This window comes from Micromonospora sp. WMMD558 (assembly GCF_049315255.1).
Taxonomy (GTDB): domain Bacteria; phylum Actinomycetota; class Actinomycetes; order Mycobacteriales; family Micromonosporaceae; genus Micromonospora.
The window spans coordinates 783,106-796,441 of the sequence record NZ_CP186061.1; the positions used below are offsets into that span (position 1 = coordinate 783,106).

The following is a 13,336-nucleotide window of genomic DNA, read 5'->3' on the forward strand; positions in this document are numbered from 1 at the left end:
GGGGCTCGTCAGCGGAGGGTTTCGGCGGCCACCGCGCGGACGGCGGCCGTGAGCGCCGTCAGCGCCGTCGACTCCAGCCGCCAGTGCTGCCAGTACAGCGGGACGTCCGCCGTGCGACCGGGGGCGATGTCGACGCAGCGCCCGGACGCCAGGTCGGCGTCGGCGATCTGCTCGGGCACCAGCGCCCAGCCGAGCCCCAGCCGGATCGCCTCGCTGAACGCCGGCACCGACGGCAGGTAGTGCGCCGGCGGGTCCAGGGCCCGACCGGTGACCGACCGCAGGAAGCGGTGCTGCAACCGGTCCTTCCGGTCGAACACCATCACCGGCGCCTCCGCCAGCGCGGCCGGGGTGGCGCCCTCGGGCAACCACCGCCCGACGTACGCCGGAGACGCCAGCGCCCGGTAGCGCATGGCGCCGAGCGGCTGCACCCGGCACCCCTGCACCGGCTCCCGCTGGGCGGTCACCGCCGCCGTCACCGATCCGTCGCGGAGCAACTCGGCGGTGTGCTCCTGGTCGTCCTGCCGGATGTCGAAGGAGAGGTCGAGCGGCTCCGGCACCCGGGCCAGCGCGGCGGGAAACCAGGTGCCCAGGGAGTCGGCGTTCACCACCACCGCGACCCGCGTACGCCCCCGGCCACCGCCCAGCGGCCCCCGCGCCTCCGCCAGTGCCTCCTGCTCAAGGAGGGCGAGCTGGCCGGCGAGGCGCAGCAGCGGCTCCCCCGCCTCGGTGGGCCGGCACGGGCGGTGCCGTCGCACCAGGACCTGGCCGACGGTCTCCTCCAGGGTCTTGATCCGCTGGCTCACCGCGGACGGCGTCACGTGCAGCAGCCGGGCGGCAGCGTCGAAGCTCCCCTCGGCGACCACGGCGGCGAGCGTCCGGAGCTGAACGGCGTCGAGCATGAGGAAATCTTACGGAACATCAAAATCTTTAGCTGGACCGCATGAAGCGGGTCCGCCTACCGTCGATGGGGTGATCGCCTCCGCCCTCGCCGGGTTCTCGCTCTCCGTCGCCCTGATCGTCGCCATCGGCGCGCAGAACGCGTTCGTCCTGCGTCAGGGGCTGCGCCGCGAGCACGTCGTACCGGTCGTCCTCACCTGCGCGTTCTCCGACGCCCTGCTGATCGGCGCCGGCATCGCCGGGGTGGGTGCCCTGGTGGCGGACCGGCCCGGCCTGCTCACCGCCGTACGGTGGGGCGGCGCCGCGTTCCTGCTGTGCTACGCGGTGCTCGCCGCCCGCCGCGCGTGGCGTCCGGACGCGTTGCGACCCGCCGACCGTCCGCCGGCCCGCCTGCGGACCACCCTGCTGGCGTGCCTCGCCTTCACCTACCTCAACCCGCACGTCTACCTGGACACCGTGCTGCTGCTCGGCGGCGTCGCCCAGCAGCACCCGCACCGGTGGGTGTTCGGGGTGGGAGCGGCCACGGCCAGCCTCGCCTGGTTCACGGCGCTCGGGGCGGGCGCGTACCGGCTCGGGCCGGTGCTCGCGCGTACCGCGGTGTGGCGGGTGCTCGACGGCGTGATCGCCGTGGTGATGGCCGGGCTGGCGGCGGCGCTGCTGCTGGCCTGACTGTGATTTTCTGCGCGACCGCCTGCCGACTGCGGCTGTTAAGAAGGGGCCCTTCCTCTACCGCAGGCGTTAACAAGGGGCCCTTCCTTGCCCCTCGGCGGCGGAGGGGGCGGTGGGAGGTCATGATGGCCGGGTGCAGTTCCTTCACGGCGCGGTCCCCGCGCACGACCTGACCTACAACGACGTCTTCATGGCGCCGGCCCGCTCCGAGGTCGCGTCCCGCCTCGACGTCGACCTTGCGACCAGCGACGGGACGGGCACCACCATCCCGCTGGTGGTGTCGAACATGACCGCGGTGTCCGGCCGGCGGATGGCGGAGACGGTCGCCCGGCGCGGTGCCATCGCGGTGATCCCCCAGGACATCCCGATCGAGGTGGTCGCGAACGTCGTCGCCTGGGTCAAGCAGCGGCACCTGGTGCATGACACGGCGATCACACTCGGCCCGACCGACACTGTCGGTGACGCGATCCACCTCCTGCCGAAGCGGGCGCACGGCGCGGTGATCGTGGTCGACGAGGCGGGCCGGCCGGTCGGCGTGGTGACCGAGGCGGACACGGTGGGTGTGGACCGGTTCGCGCAGTTGCGGCACGTGATGTCGACCGAGCTGCACACCGTGCCGGCGGACGCGGACCCGCGTACCGGCTTCGACCGGCTCTCGGCGGGCCGCCGCCGGCTCGCTCCCGTGGTGGACGCGCAGGGACGGCTGGTCGGGGTGCTGACCCGGCAGGGCGCACTGCGCGCGACGCTGTACAAGCCGGCCGTCGACGACCGGGGCCGGCTCCGGATCGCCGCGGCGGTCGGCATCAACGGCGACGTCGCCGGCAAGGCCAAGGCGCTGCTGGAGGCCGGGGTCGACACGCTGGTCGTGGACACCGCGCACGGCCACCAGGAGCGGATGATCTCCGCCCTGCGGACGGTGCGCAAGGTCGACCCGGCCGTCCCGGTCGCGGCCGGCAACGTGGTCACCGCCGACGGGGTACGCGATCTCGTCGAGGCGGGCGCCGACATCGTGAAGGTGGGCGTCGGCCCGGGCGCGATGTGCACCACCCGGATGATGACCGGGGTGGGCCGGCCCCAGTTCTCGGCCGTGCTGGACTGCGCCGCGGCGGCACGCGAGCTGGGCCGGCACGTGTGGGCCGACGGTGGGGTCCGGCATCCGCGTGACGTGGCGCTGGCGCTGGCGGCGGGCGCCTCGAACGTGATGATCGGCTCGTGGTTCGCCGGCACGTACGAGTCGCCCGGCGACCTCTACGTCGAGGCGGACGGCCGGCGCTACAAGGAGAGCTTCGGCATGGCCTCGGCCCGCGCGGTGAGCGCCCGGACGGCGGAGGATTCCGCGTACGACCGCGCCCGGAAGGCGATCTTCGAGGAGGGCATCTCCTCGGCACGGATGTACCTCGACCCGAACCGGCCCGGCGTCGAGGACCTGATCGACGAGATCATCTCCGGGGTACGCAGCGCCTTCACCTACGCCGGGGCGCACAATCTCGCGGAGTTCCACGAGCGGGCGCTGGTCGGCGTGCAGAGCGCGGCCGGCTACACCGAGGGGATGCCGCTGCCGACGAGCTGGTGACCGGCTGAACCGGGCGGCCTCGGTGACCGGCCCGGCCGCCCGGCGTCGGTGGCCGGCTCAGCCGCCCGACGTCGTCGCCGGCGCCGGCCGCCGGGACGGCGGCGACGGCTCGGGGCGGTCCCGGGGCAGCCGGGCGCAGGCGAGCAGGCCGATCAGGAGGAAGCCGGCGGCGCAGAAGGCCGCGTACCGGGTGGCGTCGGAGAGGGCGGCCTTCGCCTCCTGCGCGATCGGCGCCGTACGCGGATCGGCGGCGAGACCGCCGATCGCCGCGCCGGCGCTCTCCCGGACGGCGGCCACGATCTGCTCCCGCTGGGCGGGATCGACGCCGGGCTGGCCGGCGAGCCGGTCGCCGAGGGTCCCACCCAGGCCGGCGAAGAGCACGGTGCCGAGCACCGCGATGCCGAGTGCCGACCCCAGCTGCCGGGCGGTGCTCTGCACGCCGGATCCCTGGCCGCTCTGCCGGACCGGCACCTCTCGCAGCGACACCCCGGTGAGTTGGGCGGTGGCCAGGCCGACGCCGACGCCGTAGAGGAACAGGTAGCCGAGCGGCGCCCACCAGGACGTGTCGGGGGCGACGACCGTGCCGAGGCCGGCGATGCCGGCGAGTTCGGCGGCGACCCCGAGCTGGACGACGCGGGTGGCGCCCCACCGCTGGACCAGAGGTGCGCCGAGACCACTGGCCAGGAAACTGCCGACGGCGAGGGGCAGCAGGGCGAGGCCGGTGTCGAACGCGCTGTAGCCGAGGACGTTCTGGTACCACAGCGGGAGGGCGAAGAGCAGGCCGAACTCGCCGAGGCTGACGATCGCGGCGGCGACGACGGCGTTGCGGAACGAGCCGATCCGGAACAGCGACAGGTCTAGCAGGGCCGCCCGGCCGGCCCGGTCGCGGCGGACCTGGTGGGCGACGAAGCCGGCGAGGGTGACCAGCCCGACCAGCGCGGCGACCGGCACCGGCGAGATCGCGGCCGTCCAGTCCGCCCCGAACAGGCTGAACGGTTTCTCCCGCTCCCACCAGCCGTAGGTGCGCCCCTCGATGAGCGCGAAGACGACACCGGTCAGGCCGACGACCGAGAGCAGGGCGCCCAGCCAGTCGAGCCCCCGCTCCGCGCGCTCGTCCCGCGATTCGCGTACCAGCACGAGCGTGGCGGCCACCACGAGCGCGCCGACCGGCACGTTGATGCCGAACGCCCACCGCCACGACAGCTCGGTGGTGAGCCAGCCGCCGAGGAGCGGGCCGAGGGCGGCGGCCCCGCCGATGGTGGAGCCCCAGATCGCGAACGCGACCCCTTTCTCCCGTCCGGTGAACGTGGCGTTCAACAGGGACAGCGAGGTGGGCAGGATCATGGCACCGCCGAGCCCTTGGAGCACCCGGGCGCCGATCAGCGCCTCGCCGGACCCGGCCACCGCGGCGAGCACGCTGGCCGCGACGAAGACCACGACGCCGGTGACGAACGTCCGCCGCCGGCCGGCGCGGTCGGCGAATCGGCCGGCGACCAGCAGCAGGGCGGCGAAGACGAGGGTGTACGCCTCCTGCACCCACTGCGCGTCCGTGGCGGTGATGCCGAGGTCCCGGATGATCGCGGGCACGGCCACGTTGACGATGGTGGCGTCGACGATGATCGTCGCGACTCCGAGGCTGATCGCGAGGAGTCCCCACCAGCGTGCGCGTCCCTGCTCCGGCATACCCCGCCTCCGATCGCTAGTTTCTCTAGCTACGTGAGATGCTAGCTTTCACCCATGGAACCTCCTCCGTCAACCACCGGCGGCGCGCCCCGCGGACCGTACGGCGAGGCCCCCTCGACGAGCGAGACCGCCCGGGCGCTGCGCGAGGTGATCCGGGCCGCCGGTGACACCCGGGGCGCCCTGGCCCGCCGCCTCGGGATCGGGGCGACCGACGCCGCCGCCATCGACCACCTCGTCTCCAGCCCGGACGCCCTCGGCCCGGTGGAACTGGGCAACCGGCTCGGAATCCGCTCGGCCTCGGCCACCACCCTGGTCGACCGGTTGGTGCGGGCCGGCCACGTCGAGCGCACGCCGCACCCGCAGGACCGGCGCCGGCTGGCGCTCCAGGTCACCGACCAGGCGTACGACGAGGTGCTGGCGGCACTACGGCCGATGCTGGCCGGAATCGAGCAGGCGGTCGCCCGGCTCACACCCGAGCAGGCGGCGGCGACGAGCGCCTTCCTGCGGGAGGTGGCGGCCGTGATGCGGGAGTACGTCGACACCGCCCCCGACGACCCGGGCAGGCGGTCGACGGCGGACTGAGTCAGCGGGGCCCGAAAAGGCGGCGGATGACGGCCCGCGCCGCCGCCCGCGGGTCGTCGCCGGTGTCTGGCGGCAGGGCGCCAGCGTTCCAGAGCGTGGCGAAGCCGTGCACGATCGACCAGGCGGCGAGGGCGTCCCCGGCGGCGTCGCCCGCCGTGCCGTGGCCCGGCGGGAGTTCCGCGACTCCCGCGTGCAGAGCCGCCCCCGACCGCTCCCTCGCGGCTGCCAACTCCGGCGCGTCCGCCCGGTAGAGGTCGGGGCGGAACATCACCTCGAAGTGCGCCCGGTGCCGCACCGCGAAGTCCACGTAGGCCACCCCGGCTTCCACCAGACCGCCGTCGGCAGCGTGCAGCGCCTCGGCGAGCAGGTCGAAGCCCTCCACCGCGAGCGCGGTGAGCAGGCCGGCCTTGTCGCCGAAGTGGTGCGCGGGCGCCGCGTGCGACACGCCGGCCCGCCGGGCGAGGTCGCGCAGGCTCAGCGCCGCCGGCCCGGACTCCTCGATCACCTCGGCCGCCGCGGTGAGCAGGGTGCGCCGCAGATCGCCGTGGTGGTAGCTCCCGGTGCCAGTCATGTGCCGATCCTATCTTTCCATTGACAAGATGCCATCGGCGGGGGAAATCTTGACGTCGACAAGATATGCCGAGGAGGTCCTGTTGATTCCACTGATCGCCCTGGTGGCCGGAGCCGCCGTGGCCCGACTGGCCGGCCTGGCCGGCGTGGACGCGGTCGACGGGTGGCAGCCGGCCCTGCGGGTGGGGCTGGCCCTCATGTTCGTCCTGACCGGCGCGGCCCACTTCGGCCCGCGACGCCGGGCCGACCTCGTGGCGATGGTGCCGCCCCGACTCCCGCGCCCCGAACTCCTGGTCACGCTGACCGGGGTGCTCGAACTGCTCGGAGCCGTGGCGCTGCTCGTCCCGGCCACCGCCCGGTGGGCCGCCGCCGGCCTGGCGGTGCTGATGGTCGCCATGTTCCCGGCGAACGTGTCGGCGGCCCGGCGTCGCCTCACCCTGGCGGGCCGCCCGGTGACGCCGATCGGCGTCCGCTCGGCTCTCCAGGTGCTCTTCGTCGCCACCGCCGTCGCAATTTCGTTTGGCCCCTGACTGTCAGGCCGCTAACCTGGCGCTCATGGACCTGATCCGCCTCGACGACGTCCCACTCGGGCGGCTGCTGGTGGTGGCCGGGCACCTCACCAGCCAGCGGTGGAACCGCTGGCTCGCCGAGGAGCACGGCCTCACCCAGGCCGGCATGGTCACCCTGCTGACCCTGGCCGAGCACGGCGAGCTGCCGCACCGCGCGGTGGCCGAGCGGTGCTTCGTCAAGCCGGCCACCCTGACCGGCATCGTCGACACCCTGGAACGCGACGGCCTGGTCGAGCGGCAGCGGCACGCCACCGACCGGCGCAGCGTCAAACTGGCGCTCACCCCCACCGGGCGGGCCCGCGCCGACGCGCTCCGGGCGATGATGCGCTCCGACCGTCCACTCACCCCGGTCGACGCCGACCCGGCGAAGGCGGCGGTGGTCCGGGAATTCCTGCTCGCGGTCATCGGCAGCGCGGACGCCGCCATGCCGGAGGGCGGTCCGACGTGCTGATCCGGCTGCTGCGCACGCACCTGCGCCCGTACCGCCGCCCGTTGGCCGCGGTGGTGGCCCTCCAGTTCGTCGGCACGATGGCCTCGCTCTACCTGCCGAGCCTCAACGCCGACATCATCGACCTCGGCATCGCCCGGGGCGACACCGGCTACATCGTCCGGACCGGCGGCTGGATGCTCGCGGTCAGCCTGGTCCAGATCGTCTGTGCGATCGCCGCCGTCTACCTCGGCGCCCGCACCGCGGCAGCCTTCGGCCGGGACGTCCGGGCGGCGGTCTTCGCGCACGTGAACCGCTTCTCCGCCCGCGAGGTCGCCCGGTTCGGCGCCCCGTCGCTGATCACCCGCAACACCAACGACGTGCAGCAGGTGCAGGTGCTCGTGCTGATGAGCGCCATCGCGCTGGTGGCCGCGCCGATCATGAGCGTCGGCGGCGTGGTGATGGCGCTGCGCGAGGACGTCGGGCTGTCCTGGCTGATGCTCGTCAGCGTGCCGGTGCTGGCCGTCGGCCTGGGCCTGGTGATCCGGCGGATGGTGCCCGGGTTCCGCCTCATGCAGACCCGCATCGACACGGTGAACCGGGTACTGCGCGAGCAGATCACCGGCATCCGCGTCGTCCGGGCGTTCGTCCGGGAGCCGTACGAGACGGCACGTTTCGCCGTCGCCAACACCGACCTGACCGCGACGGCCCTGCGGACCGGCCGGCTGGGTGCCCTGATCTTCCCCGTCGTGATGCTGGTGCTCAACGTCTCCAGCGTCGCGGTGCTGTGGTTCGGCGCCCAGCGGGTGGGCGCCGGCGCGATCGAGGTCGGCGCGCTCACCGCCTTCCTGCAGTACCTGATGCAGATCCTGATGGCCGTCATGATGGCCACCTTCATGCTGATGATGGTGCCGCGGGCGGCGGTCTGCGCCGAGCGCGTCGTCGAGGTGCTGGACACCGACTCCTCGGTGACGCCCCCGGCGCGCCCGGTCACCGAGCTGCCGCGGCGGGCCGAGCTGGAGCTGCGGGACGTGCGCTTCCAGTACCCGGGCGCGGCCGAGCCGGTGCTGCGGGACGTCTCGTTCCGGGTGGCGCCGGGCACGACCACGGCGGTCGTCGGCGGCACCGGCGCCGGTAAGACCACCCTGCTCTCCCTGGCCCCGCGGCTCGTCGACGTGACCTCCGGCGCGGTGCTGGTGAACGGGGTGGACGTCCGGGACCTTGCGCCCGACGAGCTGTGGCGGCGGATCGGCCTGGTGCCGCAGCGCCCCTACCTGTTCAGCGGCACGGTGGCGAGCAACCTCCGGCTCGGCAACCCGGACGCGACCGAGGCCGAGCTGTGGGCGGCGCTGGAGGTGGCGCAGGCGCGCGACTTCGTCGAGGCGATGCCCGAAGGGCTGGACGCGCCGATCGCGCAGGGCGGCACCAACGTCTCCGGCGGCCAGCGGCAGCGGCTGGCGATCGCCCGGGCCCTGGTACGCCGGCCGGAGATCTACCTGTTCGACGACTCGTTCTCGGCGCTCGACCTGGGCACCGACGCGCGGCTGCGGGCGGCGTTGCGGCCGGTCACCGAGGACGCGGCGGTCGTCATCGTGGCGCAGCGGGTCTCCACGATCGTCGACGCCGACCAGATCGTCGTCCTGGAGGGCGGGTCGGTGGTCGGGGTCGGTCGGCACGCGGAACTGCTGGCGGACTGCCCCACGTACGCCGAGATCGTCGCGTCCCAGCAGACCACGGGGGTGACGGCGTGAGCGGCGAGCGGACCGGCGGGCACCGCGCGAGGACGCCCCACGGCGGCGTGGGCGACCGACCGGCTCCGGTCGTACCGAAGGGAAGGCCGGCTACCGACGGGGCGGCACCCCGGCGGCTGCCGCCCGGCGGCCAGCGCGGCGGTCCGCCGTGGATGGGGGCCGGGATGCCCGCCGAACGGTCGATGGCCTTCGGGCCGTCGGCCCGGCGGCTGCTCGGGCGGCTGCGACCGCACCGCCCCCAGTTGGTCGGGGTGATCGGGCTCGCGGTGCTCGGCGTCGGGCTCAGCGTGGTCGGGCCGAAGGTGCTCGGGCACGCCACCGACCTGATCTTCGCCGGGGTGCTGGGCCTGCGGCTGCCGCCGGGTACGACGACCGAGCAGGCCGCGGCGGCGGCCCGGGCGGCGGGCGACGACAGCTTCGCCGACCTGATCACCCGGATGGGCGTGGTGCCCGGCGCGGGGATCGACACCTCGGCGCTGGCCCGGGTGCTGCTGCTGGCCCTCGGCCTCTACGTGGCGGCGGCCGCCCTGACCTGGTGGCAGGGGTGGCTGCTCACCGGCGTCGTGCAGCGGACCGTGCACCGGCTGCGCGAGGACGTGGAGGCGAAGCTCAACCGGCTGCCGCTGCCGTACTTCGACCGGCAGCCGCGCGGGGAACTGCTCAGCCGGGTCACCAACGACATCGACAACATCTCCATCAGCCTCCAGCAGACGCTGAGCCAGCTGCTCACCTCGCTGCTCACCGTCGTCGGCGTACTCGCCATGATGTTCTGGATCTCGCCGCTGCTGGCCCTGGTCGCGCTGGTCGCGGTGCCGCTGTCGGTCGTGGTCACCCAGCGGATCGCGAAGCGGTCGCAGGGCCAGTTCATCGCCCAGTGGACCCACACCGGCGAGCTGAACGGGCAGGTCGAGGAGGCGTTCACCGGCCACGAGCTGGTCAAGGTCTTCGGCCGGCAGCGCGAGGTGCAGGCGGCCTTCGCCGCGAAGAACGAGGAGCTGTTCCGGGCCAGCTTCGGTGCCCAGTTCATCTCCGGGATCATCATGCCGGCGATGATGTTCATCGGGAACCTCAGCTACGTGGCGATCGCCGTGGTCGGCGGCCTGCGGGTGGCGTCGGGGACGATGACCCTGGGCGACGTGCAGGCGTTCATCCAGTACTCCCGCCAGTTCACCCAGCCGCTCACCCAGGTCGCGTCGATGGCGAACCTGCTCCAGTCCGGGGTGGCCTCCGCCGAGCGGGTGTTCGCGGTGCTCGACGCCGACGAGCAGACCCCGGACCCGGCCGTGCCGACCCGGGTCACCGACCCGCGCGGACGGGTCGAGTTCAAGCACGTCTCCTTCCGGTACGCCCCGGAGAAGCCGCTGATCGAGGACCTGTCGCTGGTCGCCGAACCCGGGCAGACGGTGGCCATCGTCGGGCCCACCGGCGCCGGCAAGACCACCCTGGTCAACCTGATCATGCGCTTCTACGAACTGGACGCCGGGCGGATCACCCTCGACGGGGTGGACACCACCCGGCTCACCCGCGACGACCTGCGCGGTCGGGTCGGCATGGTGCTCCAGGACACGTGGCTCTTCGGCGGGACGATCCGCGACAACATCGCGTACGGGCGACCGGGCGCCACCGAGGCGGAGATCCTGGCGGCGGCACGGGCGACGTTCGTCGACCGCTTCGTCCGCAGCCTCCCGGACGGCTGCGACACCGTCATCGACGAGGACGGAAGCAACGTCAGCGCCGGTGAGAAGCAGCTCATCACCATCGCCCGCGCGTTCCTGGCCGAGCCGTCCCTGCTGATCCTCGACGAGGCGACCAGCTCGGTGGACACGAGGACGGAGGTGCTGCTCCAGCGGGCGATGGCGGCGCTGCGGTCGGACCGCACCAGCTTCGTCATCGCGCACCGGCTGTCCACGATCCGCGACGCCGACCTGATCCTGATGATGGAGGACGGCCGGATCGTCGAGCAGGGCACGCACGACGATCTACTCGCCGCCGACGGGGCGTACGCGCGTCTCCATCGGGCCCAGTTCAGCCGGGCGACGGCGGGCGAGCCCGAGCCGGCGGTGGCGCGGTGAACGCCGCCGGTTCGGTCCCCGCGCACGACGCGCGGGGACCGGAGGGCCGCTCAGCCGGCCAGCAGCAGGTCCGCCGAGCGGGCGGCGACCACCCGTCCGACCAGCCCGAGCGCCTCGGCGGCGGGCACCGGGGCCAGGGCACGGCCGTCCCGCAGGCGCAGCGAGACGCGTCCGTCGGCCGCCTCGCGTGGGCCGATCACCGCCGCGTACGGGACGCGGGCGCGGGCGGCGTCCCGGATCCGGGCGCCCAGCGACCCGGCCTGTTCCACCTCGACGCGCAGCCCGGCAGCGAGCGCGTCGGCGGCGAGGCGCTCGGCCGCCGCGTCCTGCCCGGCGTCGACCGGCAGGACGACCAACTGCACCGGGGCGTACCAGGGCGGGAAGGCGCCCTGGTGCACCTCGATCAGGTACGCGAACAGCCGCTCCATGCTCCCGACCAGGCTGCGGTGCACCATCACCGGCCGCCGCCGCGCCCCGCCCGAGTCGGTGTACGACAGGTCGAAGCGCTCCGGCTTGTCGAAGTCGAGCTGGACGGTCGAGATGGTCGACTCCCGGCCGGCCGCGTCGACGATCTGGACGTCGATCTTCGGGCCGTAGAAGGCCGCCTCGCCCGGACCCTCCGCGTACTCCACCCCGTCGAGCGCGGCGCGCAGCAGGTCCTCGGCCCGCGCCCACCGGGCGTCGTCGCCGACGTACTTCTCCCCCGGCCCGCGCAGCGACAGCCGGAACCCCGCCGGCCGGACGCCGAGCGCGGCGTGCGCCTCGCGGATCAGCCGCAGGATCTCCGCCACCTCCTCGCCGACCTGCTCCAGCGCGCAGAAGTTGTGCGCGTCGTTCAGCGAGATGGCGCGTACCCGGGCCAGCCCGCCCAGCACGCCGGAGCGCTCGGCCCGGTACATGCCGCCCAGCTCGGCGAACCGCAGCGGCAGGTCCCGCCAGGAGCGGCCCCGCGCCCGGTACACCAGCGCGTGGTGCGGGCAGAGCGCCGGCCGCAGCACGAACTCGTCGTCGGCGGAGAGCCGCATCGGCGGGAACATGTCGTCCGCGAAGTAGCCGAGATGCCCGGAGAGCTGGAAGAGTTCCCGCTTGCCCAGCGGCGGGGTGACCACGTGCCGGTAGCCGGCCCGGCGTTCGAGGTCGCGGACGTACTCCTCGACGGCGTGGCGGGCGGCGGCCCCGGCCGGCAGCCAGAGCGGCAGGCCGGCGCCGGCCAGCGGGTCGGAGACGAAGAGGCCCAGCTCACGGCCGAGCCTGCGGTGGTCGATCATGTCGCGCTCCTGGTTCGGGTACGGCCCGGAGGCGACCGGTGCCCGGAACAGCACGAGGCCCCGGGGCGGATCGCCCCGGGGCCTCGTGGACAGACGTGTCAGTGCGGCGCGCCGGGGTTTCCCGGCGTCGTGGTGCGGACCGCACGATTCATGCGGCAAGGGTACGCGGAGCCGCCACCGACGGGCACGTGCATTTCCGGCCGGGGTGCGGGCGGCGGCACCGGGTGTCGGGCGGGCGGCGGCGCTGCGGGCGCGGGCCGGGACCGTCGTGCGGGCGGCGGCGGGACGGGGGCGGGCCGCCGGCACGGGACCTGCCGGCGGCCCGCGGCGGCCTGCTCGTCAGGAACGGGGGACCCGACGGGGCCGCGCGCCGACAACGGTACGCCGATCGACGCCGATCCCGCGAGCGCCCCGGCTCTCCGGAATTCCCGCGAAGGCCGTCACCACCGCATCCACCTGCCCGTTGAACCCCTATGGGCCTGCCGTGTCGGCGATCACGACCGAGGAGGCCCGTCCCGGGTGACGCCGGTCGTTCCGTCAGGCTCACCGACATCCGATCGGCCCGTCCGGCGAGGTGACAGCCGTGCCCGAACTGAGTGAGGTCGCGTCGCCGACGCTGGCGTACATCGCGCTGCTCGGCCTGCTGATCGCCGACGCCTTCATCCCGGTGATCCCCACCCAGGCCATCATGATCACGTCCGGCGCGCTGACCGTCTACGGCGGCCTCAGCCTGCCCGTCACCATCGCGGTCGGCGCGGCGGGCGTCTTCGCCGGCGACCTGGCGTGCTACCTGCTCGGCCGGGGCACGCCGTCCTCCCGGATCGCCGCCACGCTGCGGGCCAGCCGTGCGGCGCGGCGGTCGCGCGAGCCCGGTGCGGCCCGGCGCGTCGCGGGGCGGGTCGCGCGGGGGCTCAGCCGGCCCGGGCCGATGGTGATCATGGTGTGCCGGTTCGTGCCCGGTGGCCGGATGGCGGCGTGCTTCGCGGCGGGCCGTCGCCGCTACCCCTACCGGCTGTTCCTGCTGTACGAGTCGCTGGCCGCCCTGGGCTGGGCGTCGTACGGCGCGCTGGTCGGCCACCTGGGCGGCGCCGCCCTGACCGGCTCGGCCTGGCGCCTGGCGATCATCGCCGGAGCGGCGGCCCTCGGCTTCGCGGCGGCCGGCTGGGCGATGACCCTCCTGACCACCCGCACCACCCGCCCCGCCGACCTCCCAGCAGACTGAACACTCGGAACCTGGAAGGAAACGGCCTCCGGAGGGGCCGAAATCTTCCAGGA

General features: G+C 74.2%; 12 protein-coding genes. 8 read left to right on the forward strand and 4 right to left on the reverse strand.

All coding sequences use genetic code 11. From position 1 onward, the window contains the following. Positions 1-8 precede the first annotated feature (8 nt). On the reverse strand, positions 9-899 hold the full coding sequence (locus tag ACN26Y_RS03735) for a LysR family transcriptional regulator ArgP (protein ID WP_155328898.1): 891 nt from the start codon (positions 897-899) through the stop codon (positions 9-11). Positions 900-969: 70 nt separating this feature from the next. Between ACN26Y_RS03735 and ACN26Y_RS03740 the strand changes: the two genes are divergently transcribed. Together ACN26Y_RS03740 and ACN26Y_RS03745 are read left to right on the forward strand one after the other, a co-directional pair. Then, positions 970-1,566: a LysE/ArgO family amino acid transporter gene (locus tag ACN26Y_RS03740; RefSeq protein WP_155328899.1), complete on the forward strand. Its 597-nt coding sequence runs from the start codon at positions 970-972 to the stop codon at positions 1,564-1,566. Between the two features lie 133 nt (positions 1,567-1,699). Then, positions 1,700-3,139, forward strand: a complete 1,440-nt coding sequence (locus ACN26Y_RS03745) for a GuaB1 family IMP dehydrogenase-related protein (RefSeq protein WP_155328900.1) — start codon at positions 1,700-1,702, stop codon at positions 3,137-3,139. Between the two features lie 57 nt (positions 3,140-3,196). Here the strand turns inward: ACN26Y_RS03745 and ACN26Y_RS03750 are convergent, their stop codons facing one another. Further along, positions 3,197-4,822 (reverse strand): DHA2 family efflux MFS transporter permease subunit, encoded by a 1,626-nt coding sequence (locus ACN26Y_RS03750; RefSeq protein ID WP_155328901.1) that lies wholly within the window; start codon positions 4,820-4,822, stop codon positions 3,197-3,199. A gap of 54 nt (positions 4,823-4,876) precedes the next feature. On the opposite strand from ACN26Y_RS03750, the gene ACN26Y_RS03755 reads away from it, so the two are divergent. Further along, positions 4,877-5,404, forward strand: coding sequence for a MarR family winged helix-turn-helix transcriptional regulator (locus ACN26Y_RS03755; protein WP_155328902.1), 528 nt, complete (start codon positions 4,877-4,879; stop codon positions 5,402-5,404). Position 5,405: 1 nt separating this feature from the next. Here ACN26Y_RS03755 and ACN26Y_RS03760 read toward each other — a convergent pair whose 3' ends face one another. Then, positions 5,406-5,975: a TetR/AcrR family transcriptional regulator gene (locus ACN26Y_RS03760; RefSeq protein WP_366600167.1), complete on the reverse strand. Its 570-nt coding sequence runs from the start codon at positions 5,973-5,975 to the stop codon at positions 5,406-5,408. A gap of 82 nt (positions 5,976-6,057) precedes the next feature. Between ACN26Y_RS03760 and ACN26Y_RS03765 the strand changes: the two genes are divergently transcribed. The 4 genes from ACN26Y_RS03765 to ACN26Y_RS03780 all read left to right on the forward strand — a co-directional run bounded on the left by ACN26Y_RS03765 (position 6,058) and on the right by ACN26Y_RS03780 (position 10,793). Continuing rightward, positions 6,058-6,504, forward strand: coding sequence for a DoxX family protein (locus ACN26Y_RS03765; RefSeq protein ID WP_155328904.1), 447 nt, complete (start codon positions 6,058-6,060; stop codon positions 6,502-6,504). A 25-nt stretch (positions 6,505-6,529) separates the two neighbouring features. Next, positions 6,530-6,994, forward strand: coding sequence for a MarR family winged helix-turn-helix transcriptional regulator (locus ACN26Y_RS03770; RefSeq protein ID WP_155328905.1), 465 nt, complete (start codon positions 6,530-6,532; stop codon positions 6,992-6,994). Further along, positions 6,988-8,721: an ABC transporter ATP-binding protein gene (locus ACN26Y_RS03775; protein WP_155328906.1), complete on the forward strand. Its 1,734-nt coding sequence runs from the start codon at positions 6,988-6,990 to the stop codon at positions 8,719-8,721. Before ACN26Y_RS03770 ends, ACN26Y_RS03775 begins: the two co-directional genes overlap by 7 nt. A 164-nt stretch (positions 8,722-8,885) precedes the next feature. Next, a complete protein-coding gene (locus ACN26Y_RS03780; RefSeq protein WP_422734337.1) occupies positions 8,886-10,793 on the forward strand; it encodes an ABC transporter ATP-binding protein in 1,908 nt (635 codons plus the stop codon). A 50-nt stretch (positions 10,794-10,843) separates the two neighbouring features. Here ACN26Y_RS03780 and thrS read toward each other — a convergent pair whose 3' ends face one another. Beyond that, complete coding sequence (gene thrS / locus ACN26Y_RS03785) at positions 10,844-12,061, reverse strand: threonine--tRNA ligase (protein ID WP_155328908.1); 1,218 nt, start codon at positions 12,059-12,061, stop codon at positions 10,844-10,846. A 583-nt stretch (positions 12,062-12,644) separates the two neighbouring features. Here thrS and ACN26Y_RS03790 point away from each other — a divergent pair. Then, positions 12,645-13,283 (forward strand): DedA family protein, encoded by a 639-nt coding sequence (locus ACN26Y_RS03790; protein ID WP_422734338.1) that lies wholly within the window; start codon positions 12,645-12,647, stop codon positions 13,281-13,283. Positions 13,284-13,336: the final 53 nt, after the last annotated feature.